This is a genomic window from Thermogutta sp. (assembly GCF_039793925.1).
Taxonomy (GTDB): domain Bacteria; phylum Planctomycetota; class Planctomycetia; order Pirellulales; family Thermoguttaceae; genus Thermogutta.
The window spans coordinates 49,242-63,897 of record NZ_JBAMME010000059.1; the positions used below are offsets into that span (position 1 = coordinate 49,242).

Annotated in this window: 14 protein-coding genes and 3 pseudogenes; 8 read left to right on the top strand and 9 right to left on the bottom strand. The window is 55.2% G+C overall.

The window, feature by feature from the left end; translation table 11 throughout:
* The first annotated feature begins 13 nt into the window (after positions 1–13).
* On the top strand, positions 14–151 hold the full coding sequence (locus ABJK56_RS01945; protein ID WP_347242982.1) for a hypothetical protein: 138 nt from the start codon (positions 14–16) through the stop codon (positions 149–151).
* 86 nt (positions 152–237) lie between these two features.
* On the opposite strand, the gene ABJK56_RS01950 is transcribed toward ABJK56_RS01945, so the two are convergent.
* From ABJK56_RS01950 to ABJK56_RS01990, 9 genes and pseudogenes are all read right to left on the bottom strand, one after another.
* Positions 238–693, bottom strand: a complete 456-nt coding sequence (locus ABJK56_RS01950; protein ID WP_347242983.1) for a hypothetical protein — start codon at positions 691–693, stop codon at positions 238–240.
* 413 nt (positions 694–1,106) lie between these two features.
* Positions 1,107–1,751: a TolC family protein gene (locus tag ABJK56_RS01955; protein ID WP_347242984.1), complete on the bottom strand. Its 645-nt coding sequence runs from the start codon at positions 1,749–1,751 to the stop codon at positions 1,107–1,109.
* Positions 1,752–1,824: 73 nt separating this feature from the next.
* Positions 1,825–2,349 (bottom strand): TolC family protein, encoded by a 525-nt coding sequence (locus ABJK56_RS01960; RefSeq protein WP_347242985.1) that lies wholly within the window; start codon positions 2,347–2,349, stop codon positions 1,825–1,827.
* Positions 2,350–2,831: 482 nt separating this feature from the next.
* Positions 2,832–3,569 carry an efflux RND transporter periplasmic adaptor subunit gene (locus ABJK56_RS01965; RefSeq protein WP_347242986.1) on the bottom strand — a complete coding sequence of 246 codons (738 nt, stop codon included), beginning with the start codon at positions 3,567–3,569 and terminating at the stop codon, positions 2,832–2,834.
* A gap of 2 nt (positions 3,570–3,571) precedes the next feature.
* Entirely contained in the window at positions 3,572–4,003 is a 432-nt protein-coding gene (locus ABJK56_RS01970; RefSeq protein WP_347242987.1) for a biotin/lipoyl-binding protein, read from the bottom strand.
* 14 nt (positions 4,004–4,017) lie between these two features.
* Positions 4,018–6,095 (bottom strand): annotated as a pseudogene (locus tag ABJK56_RS01975) (efflux RND transporter permease subunit).
* Complete coding sequence (locus tag ABJK56_RS01980; protein ID WP_347242994.1) at positions 5,981–6,613, bottom strand: efflux RND transporter permease subunit; 633 nt, start codon at positions 6,611–6,613, stop codon at positions 5,981–5,983. The pseudogene ABJK56_RS01975 and the gene ABJK56_RS01980 overlap by 115 nt, the downstream one beginning before the upstream one ends.
* A gap of 218 nt (positions 6,614–6,831) precedes the next feature.
* Positions 6,832–7,071, bottom strand: a complete 240-nt coding sequence (locus ABJK56_RS01985) for an efflux RND transporter permease subunit (protein WP_347242988.1) — start codon at positions 7,069–7,071, stop codon at positions 6,832–6,834.
* Between the two features lie 856 nt (positions 7,072–7,927).
* Positions 7,928–8,107: pseudogene (locus ABJK56_RS01990) on the bottom strand (DUF1559 domain-containing protein); the annotation flags it as partial.
* A gap of 420 nt (positions 8,108–8,527) precedes the next feature.
* On the opposite strand from ABJK56_RS01990, the gene ABJK56_RS01995 reads away from it, so the two are divergent.
* The 7 genes and pseudogenes from ABJK56_RS01995 to ABJK56_RS02025 all read left to right on the top strand — a co-directional run.
* Positions 8,528–9,115, top strand: a complete 588-nt coding sequence (locus ABJK56_RS01995; RefSeq protein ID WP_347242989.1) for a substrate-binding domain-containing protein — start codon at positions 8,528–8,530, stop codon at positions 9,113–9,115.
* A 3-nt stretch (positions 9,116–9,118) separates the two neighbouring features.
* On the top strand, positions 9,119–9,523 hold the full coding sequence (locus ABJK56_RS02000; RefSeq protein WP_347242990.1) for an AraC family transcriptional regulator: 405 nt from the start codon (positions 9,119–9,121) through the stop codon (positions 9,521–9,523).
* A gap of 192 nt (positions 9,524–9,715) precedes the next feature.
* Positions 9,716–11,665: a DUF5060 domain-containing protein gene (locus ABJK56_RS02005; protein WP_347242991.1), complete on the top strand. Its 1,950-nt coding sequence runs from the start codon at positions 9,716–9,718 to the stop codon at positions 11,663–11,665.
* Between the two features lie 105 nt (positions 11,666–11,770).
* Positions 11,771–12,754, top strand: coding sequence for an isocitrate/isopropylmalate dehydrogenase family protein (locus ABJK56_RS02010; RefSeq protein WP_347242995.1), 984 nt, complete (start codon positions 11,771–11,773; stop codon positions 12,752–12,754).
* Positions 12,755–12,774: 20 nt separating this feature from the next.
* Positions 12,775–13,398, top strand: coding sequence for a cyclase family protein (locus ABJK56_RS02015; protein ID WP_347242996.1), 624 nt, complete (start codon positions 12,775–12,777; stop codon positions 13,396–13,398).
* Complete coding sequence (locus ABJK56_RS02020; protein WP_347242992.1) at positions 13,398–13,607, top strand: hypothetical protein; 210 nt, start codon at positions 13,398–13,400, stop codon at positions 13,605–13,607. Before ABJK56_RS02015 ends, ABJK56_RS02020 begins: the two co-directional genes overlap by 1 nt.
* 146 nt (positions 13,608–13,753) lie before the next feature.
* A pseudogene (locus tag ABJK56_RS02025) lies at positions 13,754–14,656 on the top strand (MFS transporter); the annotation flags it as partial.

Below are 14,656 nucleotides of genomic sequence, written 5' to 3' on the forward strand. Positions count from 1 at the left end.
ACGCATTTTCGACGTGGCACGTTTTCCGAAGTTTGGCCGTGCTGTGGCCATTTCCCCGAGTCTTCTCATCGAGGTCGAGTTTTTCGAACTCCAATTAGGGATGTCCCACTTCGACGATGATTATTTCAGCGGCAAGTTTATCATCTTTTAACGCTGTCTGGACCTCGATTTCAAGCGTCCCATGGAATCGTGGTTTGCAACTGGCGAAATAGTGACCGCCTGGCCCTGGCGTGCTGATCAGTGTAATCTTATCGAGGGCTCGTGACGGTGGACGAATCGTCCCAGTGACTTTTGCGTTGTGAGTTCCCTCTGTCCGTTGATCCCGCACACGGCGGAGATTTGAATCGCCTCATCCGGTTGATAGGCAGCCTTGTCGGTCGCCGCTGTGACTAAGGCCGTCGCTTCGATTTGCTCGGACGGTCCGCGGCCTATCGCGCGAATTGCCCCAAGAACTGAAGAAACGGTAATTCCTGATCGACGACGCGCGAAATCTGTTGCCATTTTCGTGTGGGATCGCCGGTGAAAACCGCCGTTTGGCCTCGTTCCCATAGGCATCGTCGCCAGGACGGGCGTTTTTCCGGTGTCAATGGGCAGGGCAGATTGCCAGAAGGCTGCCAAGTCCCTGGCAGGCCCCATACGCGTGCACCCCTCCAGCGGCGGCAACTGCTGGTCGTCCTTCGTTCCCGGTGTCATCGGAGAGAAACCTGGAATGTTCGCGAGAATCGGGTACCGGCGTCCGTCGGAGGTCCGTTCGGATAGAAATGGATCGGCCGGTTATTTGTCCTATGTCACGATTCCCCGGATCAACCGGCAAAACCTGTCCAATCTGTGTGTTGGCGTGTCCTCCCAGCTCCAAGCTGGGGTAGCCACCAAGCATGCGGAACGTTCGGTCCCTCACAGATGTTGTCCTTCCATTCCACAGAAGCTGCCCAGGAACCGGAAACGAAGAGGATTAAGAAGGAAAAACGTTAACCTGTCAGGAAAAACGATGCTTACACGGGAGAGACACGGATTAAAGTCTTATCCGTTTGATCGGTGTTTGGCTCGAAAATTTCCGCTTTCCTGCTGGCGATCCAAGATTCTTCCTTTCATTGGAGTCCTCAAAACTACTGCGGACTCGTTTGAATTGAGTCCTCCAGATGATTGTCCAGAACCCCCACGCCGCCAGTTGCCTCCAGGAAGTCCGCATAGGCCTGTGTAACGGCCCAGGTGATCTCCAGTTCGTTGTAGCCGACTTCAAGCAACCGCCGACGAACAGAAAGGAGTGTCAGTAAATCTGCTTGTCCGGCGTGATAAAGGCTTTCCAATTTTGCAATCTGCTTTTCTATTTCTGCCCGCACAATCTGGGCCTCGGTGAGGTGGGATCGGGCCTCGCGGAGTCTTTCCACAGCGACCTGAAGTTGCACGCCGAGCTGTTGGCGGAGCTGCTCGAGCCGTGTGAGTTCTCGCCGGTACTCCATCTCCCGTTGGTAGGCAAACTCGCGACCAGAGTTGAGAATCGGAAGGTTCGTTTCAACGGCGAGCCCGTAAAACGTTGTTCCGGTTTCATTGTGCTCGTAGGTTGGCCCCACGCTGATTGAAGGCATTCGCTCTGCCCGAGCAAGACGCCAAGCCGCTTGTGCAGCGGCCACCTGTGCCTGGACGGCGACAACCTCGGGGGTGGCAACGAAGGACCTTCGGCAAGAGAACTTCCGCCACCGGTTCCCTCTCAGGTAGGAGAAACGAATCCGCAATCTCGATGTGAGTCGCAAGCTCTGGCAATCCGAGCTGTCGTTGCAAGTTTGCCACGGCGCTAGAATAGTCCTCCCTTGCAAGGAGCAGTGTTTACTTCATGGACTGTGCTTCCGTTTCGCTAAGGACTAGGTCGGATGGCGCTGTCAACCCACTCTCAACCCGTCGGCGAATGGCTTCGACCAAGTCTTTCTGAAACGCAGCCAACTTTTCGGTGAGTCGATAACGCTCCCGGCGGTAAACGGCGGTCTCGTAAAGTCGGTACGTCTCGATGAGGGCTTGCAATTCGGCGGTGACAAGTTCCCACTGAGCGAGGTCATATTCGGCGCGGGCCTGGGCCACCCGGTGGCGCTGCGCTCCATTCACGTCTACTGGTTGCAGCAAGGTCACTGTGACACTCGTTCTGAGGGGTTGGCCAGTCTCTGGGTCGAAGTTCCAGGGGCGTACATCCAGCGAGATCCTCGGGTTAAGACTCGTTGGAAACCGCTGAGCCGCCCACCATGCTGCCCAGGACACCCGTTGCTCCCTGCGTTGGACAACCAGCTTGGGATTCCGAGTAAGAGTTTCCTGAAGGGCCTCCTGGAGCGTCAGCGTCTGTCCCACAACGGTCGGCCCCATAAGACAGATCCCGACCACAAAACCTGCTATGGTCAGGACCAGGATCCGCCGTACGGATTTGTTGTCGGTGACGGCAGACCAAGTCGTTGACGGGACATGGATACGTGGGGTGCGTCAAACAAGGACAAAATGTAACTTGATGTTCAGGGGCAGAAAGCTTCTGGCTGTCCCTACAGAGCACCTAACCGTCATCTTCGGCACAAATTAGCCGTAAGATTTTGGAAAATCGATTCGGCTTTGCAAAATAAGCCCCAACGATTAGGTGGTATTGGATAACACGCATGTTTTGTTATCGCACTGACAGCGCACGAACAAAACAAGACGCGGCTTCGGCTACAGAGCTGTTCGGTCCTTATTGCTCGCTTTTGGGCTTCTCGCTGATTTCTACAGGGCAACCCTCGGGGAGAGAGTATCCACCCTCCACGGCAACGAGATCCCCCTCGGACAGTCCTGACAGGATTTCCACCAGCTCGGTGGTGCGGCTACCCACTGTGACGGGGGCCTCGTACGCCTTGCCTTCTCGAAATAACAGTGACAACCGAGGTTCCCGAATGATCGGCCAGCGCTGCAGTAGGGATCACAAGGACATTTTCGCGGTTCTCAAGTGTAAGTTTCACACGGCAGCTCATTCCCGGTCGAAGGAAAGGCTTCCCCGAATTGGCGACCTCAAGGTACGCGATGAGGTCTCCTGTGGCTGGGTCTGAGATCGGCGACAATCGAGTGATCTTGCCAGGTTGAGCCTGCATTTGGCCTGTTAGAAGGTTGATTTCGCCCGGCAGACCAAGGCCAACTTGTCCGACGTGGTTTCCCGGCACGCGAACCTCGACAAAAACATTTGAGAGGTCAGTAAGCGTCAAGAGGAGGCTCGTCTTGTCCACAAACATCCCGCGGTGAATAGGCAACATTGTGACGAGACCATCGCACGGACTAGTCACTGTGCACAGGTCCCGTTCCAACGCAGCGAGGTCGCTCTGGGCTTGCGCCACCGCCACGTCCGCCTCGGCTTCGGCGATTTCTTCCGGGGGCGTCCCCGTACGGTGAAGATCGAGCCGCGCGGCAGCCTCCCCGACTGCCGCCTCGGCCTGCTGGCGAGCTGCTTCGGCCTCTTCCATTTGGAGCGATGGAATTTCCTGACGTTCCAGGAAAGGACGCAAGGCCTGGCATTTCATCTCGGCCAACCGGAGCTCTTCCTGCGCCTTGCGGAGTTGTTGTTCGGCCATCCTCACTTCCTGAGGAAGATAACCGCGACGAAGCCGAGCGAGATGGGCCTCTTTTTTTGAAGCTCGGCTTTGGCGCGCTTGAATTCGATTTCTGCCAGACGGGGATCAAGGCGAACCAGCAGATCACCCGTGTGCACCTCGCTCCCTTCGTTCACGGCCAACTCCTCCACCCAGCCAGTTGTCTGGGCACAGATATCGACCACCCGTTCGGGAATTGCCTTCACCAGTCCGACCAGCTCCAGTGTTGGTGCGAAACTTTGTCGTGTGACCTTGACCGCCTTGACCGGCACTGGCTTGAGCACATCTCGGGTTTTCTCATCACTCCAAAAGTGACAGCCCGTGATGATTGTGTGAGTCACCGTGAAGATTACAGCCAATAACTCAAACCATCCAACATAAGGCCTACGATTGCGAAGGATACCGCTTGCCATCATACGAACTTTCCCACTCACGAAGAACGGTTTTGTCCCAGACCGAGGATTCGAAGCAACGTTTCATAGAGGACCGGCGTTGCCACGAGAGAGAGTAAGAGCGAAAACGCAAGGGCCCCGATCACCGCCACCGCTAGGGGACGCAGCATATCGGCCCCGGCACCGATGCCGTAAGCGAGGGGCAATAATCCCAAAAAAGTCGTGACGGACGTCATGAGGACAGGTCGCAAACGCCGTCGTCCGGACTGAACCAGGGCTTCTGTAAGGGACAGTCCCCGGCTCTGAAGATGCTCGACATAGTCCATCATCAGAATTCCGTTTTTTGCAACAATTCCCATTCCAATGATGGCGCCGAGAAACGAGACGATATTCAGGGTAATACCCGTTACGTAGAGAGCAACAAGCACCCCGAAGAGCGCAAGGACCGAGCCTACCGCGATGGCCAGCGGCCGAAGGAAGGCACGAAATTCCACGAGAAGCACCGTGAAGACCAGGAAGACCGCCGCTATCAGGACAAGGGTCAAATTATGGAAAGAGCGTTGTTGCTGTTCATAGAGTCCCCCATATTCGAGCCATGCTCTGGGAGGAAGTTGGACTCGATCGCGGAGATGTTGCTGAATTCGCCGCATTCCCGTTCCCAGATTAATGCCTTCGAAGCGGCCGGTGACGGCCACCAACTGTCGCAGGTCCTCTCGGTGCATTTCCAGCATACCCGGCTCGTACTGCACATTTACGACATCTTCGAGGGTTGTCGTCCGCTGGGAATCGGCCCGCACTGGTATCTGGCGAATTCGCACCTCCTTATCCCGTTCCTGAAGCCGAACGATGACCCGCACGGGAACCACCCGATCTCCTTTCACGAGGACTGAGGCCTCGCTCCCGAACAGGGCTGTGTGGAGAAGATTACCGACATCAGCTGGGGAAAGCCCCAGTCGGGCTGTCTCCTCACCACGAGCCATAAAGCGTAATACAGGGCCAGCGACGACAAGGCCGTTATTGACATCCACCACACCGGGGATCGTCTCGATGAGTTTCGCGATCTCGGGAGCCTTGGACTTTAGAACCTGGGTGTCGGTGGAGAAGATCTTGATCTCACAAGGTTCAGGTGACCATGTCAGGTCGCCAATCAGGTCGCTTAACACACCGGGAAACTCCGTGTGAAGGGCGGGCTCCGCCAACTGGATCCTGTGCCGCAGATCTGCGATGACGTCGGCCGTCGTTCGCTTTCGGTCCGAACGCAACTTAAAAAGGAAGTCTCCTGTGTTCGGCTCGGCGATGGCGAGTGCCAACCGTGCTCCCGTCCGCCGCGAAAAACTTTCCACCTCAGGTGTGTCGAGAAGAATCTCCTCGACATGCCGCAGAATCCAATCCGTTTCTTACAGGCTCGTGCCAGGACGTGTGAAGTAGTCGAGCACAAAGGGCCCTTCGTCCATATCGGGCAAGAACCCCGTTTCCAGGTGGTTGTACAACCATACGGCCCCCAGCGGAAAGACGCAGATGAATACAAGTGTTGCGCCCCACCATCGAAGGGCGAAACGTGCCACAACCTCGTACAAGGTGATGAAGATTCGCAGGATAGGCCCGCCCTGTTCCAATTCCTCCTGGATGACTCCCGGCCGACGCCGAAGCAGGAGACTGGCCAAGGCCGGTGTGAACGTGACAGCCAAAACAAGGGAAGTCAACAAGGAAAACACCATCGCAGGGCGAGCGCCCTGAAAAACACACCGGCCACGCCGTTCAGGTACGTCAGAGGGAAAAACACGACCACAGGCGTGAGCGTACTCCCCACGAGGGGACGTCCCACCTCCACGACCGCTGCATTGATCGCACGAGCTGGCTGGTAGCCTGCCAGTAGTTTCGCATAAGTCGCTTCCGAAACGACAATTGCGTCATCGATAATGATGCCCACCGCTGCAGCGATGCCCCCGAGTGTCATGAGGTTGAAACCCATTCCAAAGAGGCGAAGCCCCACCAGCGTAATCAGAACCGTTGCCGGAATGACTGCCACTGCCACAACTGTCGTCCATAGATTGCGCAAGAACAAGAAAAGAACAACCACCGAGAGAGCCAGTCCAACAATAATTGCCTCCCACACGCTCCGCTCCCCTTCCTTAACAAACACCGATTGATCGTAGAAGAAGGCAGGTGGAGATCGGACGGATAGTCTCGCCTGATACGATTCAATTCCTCATGGAGGGCGTCCGCAATTCGCGTGGTGCTGGCATTGTTGGGCTGGCTGTAAATGTTCATGAGCACGGCGGGACGACCATCGGCTGTCACCACATTGAACTGCGGTGCCTCACCTGGTTTGATCTCCGCCACTTCCCGCAGATAAACCGGACCGTGCTCCGTCCAGGCAAGCACCACATTTTCCAATTCCTCCGGCCGCCGGACCCGATTGTCAAGAACTGCTAAATAAAGCTGGCGATTTTCTTCGTGCATTCCGGTGGGGAGGAGCTGGTTGGTTTTCTCCAGGGCATCGACGACCTCTTGCAGGCTCAAATGCCGTGCCTCGAGTTTTGCGGTATCCACCACCACGTGGTATTCGGGCTGACGTCCTCCAACAATTTTGACCTGAGCAACACCCGGAATCCGAAGGAGCCGGGGCTCAATTCATAACGCGCTATCTCCCATAGCTCCGTGGTTTTTCTTTGAGAACTGGTGAGGCTGACGCCGAGAATTGGAAACGCTGCGAACGTCAACCGGTGTACCGCAAACTGAGTCGTGGATGGCAATTCACTCCGGATCTGGGCCAAACGGCCCAAGACATACAATTCCGCGCGTTCCATATCCGTGGACCAGTCGAAGAACACGCTGATGTCCGCCGACCCTCAACCCGTCGTGGAACGGATATTGACCGTACCCGGGATATTCTTCATGGCCTCCTCCACAGGTCGCGTGATAGTGGCCATCATTTCGTCCGCAGGCATCACACCGTTGTCGATGAGAATCACCACCCGGGGAAAATCTGTCTGAGGAAACACCGCAGACGGCATGTGATACGCACAGTACACACCCGCGGCGCACACGACTGTGGAAAAGAACAAGATGACTTTCCGATGCTGCAGCACAAAAGAGGAGTTCTCATCCAGATGCTTGATCTCAGCTAACGCATTGACAATTTACCCGAGGACCATGCATGGTTCGAGACCGGTCGGAAGGATTAGAAATAGGCAGCTTATATTTCGGGCATAAATTTTTGAGCATAGCTTCAATGGTCTTGATGCGGCAACATGAAGCGGAGAGGCCTAGGCCCCCTGCAAAGTCTGGCCTTCTTGCAGAAAGTCTTAATCGTGAACGCCGTTTTTACTCGGCGATGGGCTTCTTCAGCAGCCGCGTGACACGGCAACGGATGCAGTGGTTTGGGACTGCCATGCTCGACAGGTTGTCGTGCATCCGGGCTTCGCCTGACGTACCTTGTGTTCTCAACAATGAAATTCGCGCGGACGCCGAAAGCTCGTGTCAAGATGTCGGTGCAGGGATAGACGAGTCGGACACGATCACCCACACCCGGCCTACGGAAGTGCCGGTTTGCCAAATTGTTTCGGGTGGAGCTGAGTTCCGCTGAGCTATGGTTCTCGTCTTACATAGCGGTTATGCACAGGCTCCTCGTGTCTATTGATCCTGAGTTATGGCTCCCACTGATCTCGGATTTTCGGTCTTCCTGGCTCTCCTCGCCATTGGGGCGCTGAACTACTCATCACAGCCTCGCACGGGACTTGCGATTCGAGCAATAAGACACTTCAGCAAACAAAAACAAGGTCCGAAAGCGTTTCGGACCTCGGGTGCAGCGCAGGGGCTTTTGAGCTTTCCGGCGAGCGATCGCGGGGATGACCACAAGCGGAGGCGCTAACTTGTCGTTTCCTCTTCCAATTCTCCGGGAAGCGCGTTTGCCTTTTCTATCAGGGCATCCGCTCGGGACTTGATATGCGGCGCCAGGACAATCTGTTTCATGTTATTGGTGCATTGACTCCGCCGAGCTGCTTCCCGCGCAGCTTGCACCGCAGGAAGAAGCAAAGCAATCAGAATACCAATAACTGCAATGACGACTAGACGCTCCACAAGCGTAAAGCCACGATTCGACGAAACAACGGGCGACCATTTCATGTACCGAACCTCCAAAATAAGGGCCTAATCGAACATCCCCGAATATTGAATAAAGACCTCGTAAAATGTCTACGTATTTTTTCTTAGATTTTGCTTCATTTTTCGCCCCATTTGGACTTGACAGGAGCACCGAATAAAATCGTCAAGAGGGCAGCGTGCCAGGCGATGGTGGGGCCTACGGCTCAACAAATTCGAGCACTTGTTTGCAATCCGTACGGCGAGCAGGACGAGAAGTCACCGGCGAGATGTTCATCGCACTAGCGGTTCACGAAAACAGCGTTTGCCGCGAGTCGCCCTTTTGATCCAAACGTCCAATGAATACGGGCGACGGTTGCTCCTGGGGATTCGCGACTGCGTTCGCGAAGATGAAGCCTGGTCTTTTCAATTGGGTGAGCAAGCCCGGGGGCAGACGGTACCTTCATGGCTTTCCAAATGGAAAGGCGATGGAATCATCGGCAGGATCGACAGCTGGTGATACCTGCGCTCGGTGTGCCGGTAGTCAACGTGAGTGCTTCCGGATTTGGCCTCGTCTTCCCGACAGTGATCAGCGACAGCGAGGCGATTGCACAGGCTGCCGCGGATCACCTGTTGGAATGTGGCTTCACGCAATTCGGGTATTGCGGAGATCCCCGATTTGAATGGTCGAAAAGCCATGAAAAGCATTTTGTCCGATACGTTGAGGAGCGGGGATTTTCGTGTCGTCGGTTATCGGGAACGAAATCGGCTGCGCGTCATTGGGGACGTGCCCTGGAAGAACTCATTGGCTGGGTAAGGCATTTGCCCAAGCTAATTGGGGTGATGGCATGTTACGACTTGCGCGGTCAGCAGCTTTGGGTCGCTTGTCGGGAACTGGGGATTCACGTCCCGGACCAACGGGCAGTGATTGGTCAGCACAATGATGAGACCATCTGCGAATTCTGTGATCCACTGCTTTCGAGTGTGATTCCCAATCCCCGGTTGGCTGGCTACTTGGCGGCATCTTTGCTGGACCGGATGTTGAAGGGGTAACGAGTGCCCGGTGAGGTTTACCGTGTTCCGCCGATTTGGGTTGCGGCGAGGCGCTCGACCGACGTGGTGGCTGTACCGGACGAAGATGTCTCGGCGGCCGTTCGGTACATACGCGATTACGCCTGTCAGGGGATCGATGTGGGGGATCTTGTTACGGCTGTCAATATTTCTCGAAGCATGTTAGAACGAAAGTTCAAGAAGTTTCTCAATTGTACCCCGCACGATCTGATCGTTCGGACGCGGTTGCGCCGCGCTCAGGAGTTGCTCATCCAAACAGATCTGACGATCGAGAACGTTGCAACACTCAGTGGCTTCTCCTCGGCCGAGTACATGAGTAGCGTCTTTCATCGTTTTATGGGGCAAGCACCACGGGATTTTCGCAAGGCTTATCGAGGAAAATCCGGCTGACAATGAGATGCTCCCGGGTTAGCATCAGGCGAGGTGACGAAAAATCGTAGAAAAATTGGGCTTTTTTACATGGTCAGTGGCGCTCGCGGAAATTACATTAGTTCATAGATTATTAAGCAAGCGGGGCCTTTCGCAGCTTGTGGAACGGCCAACCATGTCGTAGCCACAGTATTGCTGGCCGGCGGTGCGGCAATGTCTGAATCGAAAGGAGAGGTGCTCATGATCGGCGGAAAACATGTCCATGTGGTTCTCGGTTTTGTCGTGGCAGGGGGTATTATTTGGAGTGCCCGGGTAAATCCTGTGCTTGGCGAAAACCATCGCGACGGCAACGGGACAGTGACAATTTCCGGGGAGTTGAAGCGATGGCATAAGGTCACATTGACTCTGGCGGGTCCTTTTGCGCATGAGCGGGACAATGACCCGAATCCGTTCACCGATTACAACTTCACGGTGGAGTTTCGGCATGAGTCCGGCGAACCGGTGTACCATGTACCGGGTTATTTTACGGCTGATGGTCAGGCCGCAGAGAGCTCAGCCGAGGCGGGGAATTGCTGGCGTGCCCATTTAGCGCCTGACAAAACAGGGGGCTGGAGTTATCGAATTTCCTTTTTGAAGGGCAAACACGCAGCGATTGGAGGAACCGGAGAACCGTTGGCGCCCTATCATGGGATCACCGGACAATTTACGATCACAGAAACGGACAAGGTAGGACGTGATTTTCGCGCCAAAGGGCGGTTAGCATACGTGGGGAAACACCATTTGCAATTTCTGGGTAGTGGAGAATATTTCCTGAAGGCCGGGGCGGATGCTCCTGAAACTTTCTTGGCCTACGAAGACTTTGATGGCACGGTTGCGACGAAAAAGAACGTTCCCCTTCACCGTTGGTCCCCTCATGTCCGCGATTGGCGGCCAGGCGACCCAAATTGGAAGGGTGGCAAAGGCAAAGGGATCATCGGGGCACTCAACTATCTAGCATCCAAAGGCGTTAATGCTGTTTCTTTTTTAACTTACAACGCCGGAGGAGATGGTGATAATGTCTGGCCGTTTGTGGAACGCAATGACAAGCTCCATTATGACTGTTCGAAACTGGACCAGTGGGGTATCGTGTTTGATCACGCGACGGCCCTGGGGTTGTATCTGCATTTCAAACTCCAAGAACAGGAAATGGACGATAATCGCGTGGGCGATAAGGCAGACAAGAAGGTTGTCCCGGAGTCTCTGGATGGTGGAGCTCTCGGCCCGGAACGCAAACTCTACTGCCGGGAATTGATCGCCAGGTTCGCCCACAACTTGGCGCTGAACTGGAATATCGGGGAGGAAAACACGCAGTCTCCGGAAGAGCAACGGGCGATGATTCAGTATTTGTGGGAGACGGACCCGTACAAACATCACATCGTCGTTCACACGTTTCCACACTGGCAGGATCGGGTTTATTCTGAGCTTTTGGGCGACAAATCGCTGTTAACAGGTGCTTCGTTGCAAAATGGTTGGCGCGAAGTTCATCGACGTACGCTGCAATGGGTGCGGGCGTCGGCCAAGGCGGGTCGTCCATGGGTGGTGGCGAATGACGAACAGGGGCCGGCGGATTTGGGCGTTCCACCCGATCCCGGCTACGAAGGCTTCGAGGGCGTGGCGCGCTCGAAACCCGAAGATCCCGGATATACCCTCCATGATATCCGCAAATACACGCTGTGGGGGAATCTTATGGCGGGTGGTGCGGGGGTCGAATATTACTTCGGTTACAAGCTTCCTCAGAATGATCTAACATGTGAAGACTACCGAAGTCGCGACTGCTCCTGGGATTACTGTCGTGTTGCTCTCGAGTTCTTTACCAAGTTCCATGTCCCGTTTTGGAGCATGACGAATGCAAATGGGCTGGTAGGCAACGCAAAGAACGACAACTCCCGTTATTGCCTGGCCTTGCCGGGTGAGGTATACGTCGTCTATCTGCCGACTGGTGGGACATGTCAACTGGACCTCTCCGGAACATCGGGAATCTTCTCCGTCAGGTGGTATGATCCCCGTCGTGGGGGAGAATTGCTGGCGGGTTCGGTAAAGGAAGTTTCAGGCGGCGGCAAGGTGGACCTAGGTTGGCCGCCAGCAGAGGAAAAAGAAGATTGGGTCATTCTCATTCGGAAATAACCACATGATGGAGACGACATTCACAATCGCTGTCCTGCCCGGGGCGGGATCGGTCCAAAAGTCATTAACGAGGCAGTTAAGGTTCTGAAGGCAGTTGAATCGCATCTGCCAGATATCAAATTTAGCTTGACTGATTATCCCTGCGGCGCGTCGTGTTTCCTGGCCACAGGTGAAGCCTTGTTGGGGGAGACCTTCGAGGCGTGCCGGCAGGCCGATGCAATCCTGTTAGGGGCCACGGGATTGCCTTCCGTTCGCTTACCTGATGGCCGGGATATTACTCGCCAGCTCGATTTGCGCGAAAAACTCGACCTGTACTGTGGGATTCGACCAGTCTATCTGTATCATCCTTCGGACACACCTCTGAAGGGATACAGTGCGGGGGAGATTGACTTCGTGATTGTCTGGGAGAACACGGAACGATTGTTCTCGAGCCGAACGGCCAACAACAGTTCCAACGGCGAGGCTGTTTGGGATATCTTGCGGATTACCAGGACCGGCGCGTCGAGGGTCTTTCGTGCGGCCTTCGAACTGGCTCGGACACGCCGCCGACATCTAACCCTGGTGGATAAACCGAACGTTCTACCCTCGATGGCGTTCTTTCACCAGGTGTTCGAAGAAGTCGCTGCGGAATACCCAGATGTCTCGACCGATTGTTGTTATGTCGATGCCACAGCCCTGTACCTTCTCAAGTCGCCGCAGCGGTTTGACGTGATTGTCACAGAGAATATGTTCGGTGACATTCTTTCAGACTTGGCGGCTGGGCTTGTGGGAGGGATGGGGATGGCTCCCTCGACCGATGTCGGTAACAGAAGGGCACTCTTTCAACCGGCGCACGGTTCGGCGCCCGACATCGCAGGACGCGGCATTGCCAATCCGGTGGCTGCGATTCTCTCGGCGGCCATGATGCTGGAATGGCTGAAACACCCCTCAACCGTTCGCGGGGCCAAGTGGATTCGCAATGCGGTCAAGCGAACGCTTCAAGAACCAGGATTGAGGACGCCAGATTTAGGCGGATCGTTGCGAACAACTGAGATGGGATACCTGATCGGCAAAGAAATTGAAAAACTGTGTTGCGCATCCACGATCTGACATTAACAATCAGCAACGACATGCCTGGAGTCGAGTTAAGCCCGCGACATCGACGTCCTCAGAATGCCTGGAATTCGACGGTGCTGAATCTCTATTCCCATTGTGGCACACACATGGATGCTCCAGCCCACGTGGATGATCGGGCCCGCGGGATTGACTTAATTCCCCTGGATCGATGTTATGGCCCGGCTTGGGTCGTGCGAATCCCGAATGTAGCTCCAAAAAGTCTCATTGGGACCGAATGCCTGGGAAGCGTTGCCGAACAATTGCAACCAGGTGACGGACTGCTTCTTGCGACCGGTTGGGGTTCCCGTTGGGGAACGCCTCAGTATGGGGACGAACTGCCCCGCGTCAGCCGTGATCTGGCATTATGGTGTGTCAATCGTCAGGTCCGTATTCTGGGCGTTGAACCACCTTCTGTGGCGGATGTGAACAACCGAGAGGAAGTCGAACAAATCCACGCGATCCTCCTGAACGGCGGCGTCATCATTATCGAAGGGTTAACCAATCTGGAAGCGATCTCCAGCTCGCGGGTGATATTTGCAGCATTTCCGTTGAAGATCAAAGACCGTGATGGCCCTCCCGTCCGTGCTGTGGCCATTGAAGAGTGGGACCAACGTAGCGTGCGACGAGGTCTGGGCTGATGAATATCCCGCAGCGACAATCACGTATTCGTATCTGGGTGGTCACCATCCTGTTTTTCTGTAGTCTCAACACTTATCTGGATCGTGCTAGCGTCGCGTCTGCGGTTGAGGCGATTCGTCATGATCTTCACTTGTCGGACGAAGTCATGGGGCCTGTGCTGGGTATCTTTGCTTTGGGATATGCTCTGTTCCAGGTGCGAGCGGGCTAGTTTGCTGATAGGTACGGGGCAAAGAAGACGGTGGCCATTGTGGTGACGGCTTGGAGTGCGCTCACAGCCGTAACGGGTCTTGTCTCGCGATTCTGGCAGCTTCTTGCGGTAAGGTTTCTTTTCGGGGCCAGTGAGGCGGGGCCTTTCCCGGCATTGCTCAGGCATACTACCGCTGGTTGCCATCTCACGAGCAAGGGCTGGCCCACGGAGTCACGTTTTCTGCCAGCCGCCTGGGGGCTGCGGTCTCGCTGTTTCTGATGCCGTGGTTGATCGGCCAACTGGGCTGGCGCGATATGTTTCTTGTGAACGGTCTGGTGGGCTTGCTCTGGGTGGCCTGGTGGCTGTGGACTTATCGTGACGATCCGCGCGCTCATCCTTGGATGACAGAGAAGAAAATTGAGCACATCCAAAAGGGTGAAAGCAAAGCAGGTCATGCGGAAACAATTCTGCTGGCGGTACTGATCACCTCAGGCAGCATGTTTATCGCTATGGTTCAGTATTTTGCAAGCAATGTCGCATTCTTCGTGACGCTTACTTGGTTGCCGACCTACCTCAAGCGGCAGTGGTCTGATGATTGTTCGGCCATCCACTGGTCGGCTGTTCCCCTTCTGTGTGCGATAGCAGCAAACTGGGTTGCCGCGGGGATGGTGACCCGTTTGCACTCCCTCGGTTATCCCGTGGCGTCGCGCCGCATCACAGCCATCATCGGATTTGGACTTGCGACAGTCGGACTGTTGTTTGCCGCACAGACGGATAACCTCTTCTGGTTCGTGACCTTTTTCAGTATTACGACGTTCGGGGTTGATATGACGCTCAGTCCAAGTTGGGCGTTTTGCAACGACCTGGGTGGAAAATATTCGGGAACGATCTCCGCTGCGATGAACATGGTAGGAAACATCGGTGCAGCGCTTGGCGCCATCGTCTTCCCAATTCTTCAGGATTCCGCAACCGGGCAGGCCGGTCTTTTCTTTGTCATGGCAGCCGGCCTCAATGCAGTCGCCATCTTATGCTGGATGTTTATGAATCCGACACTGCATCTGGTTTCCACA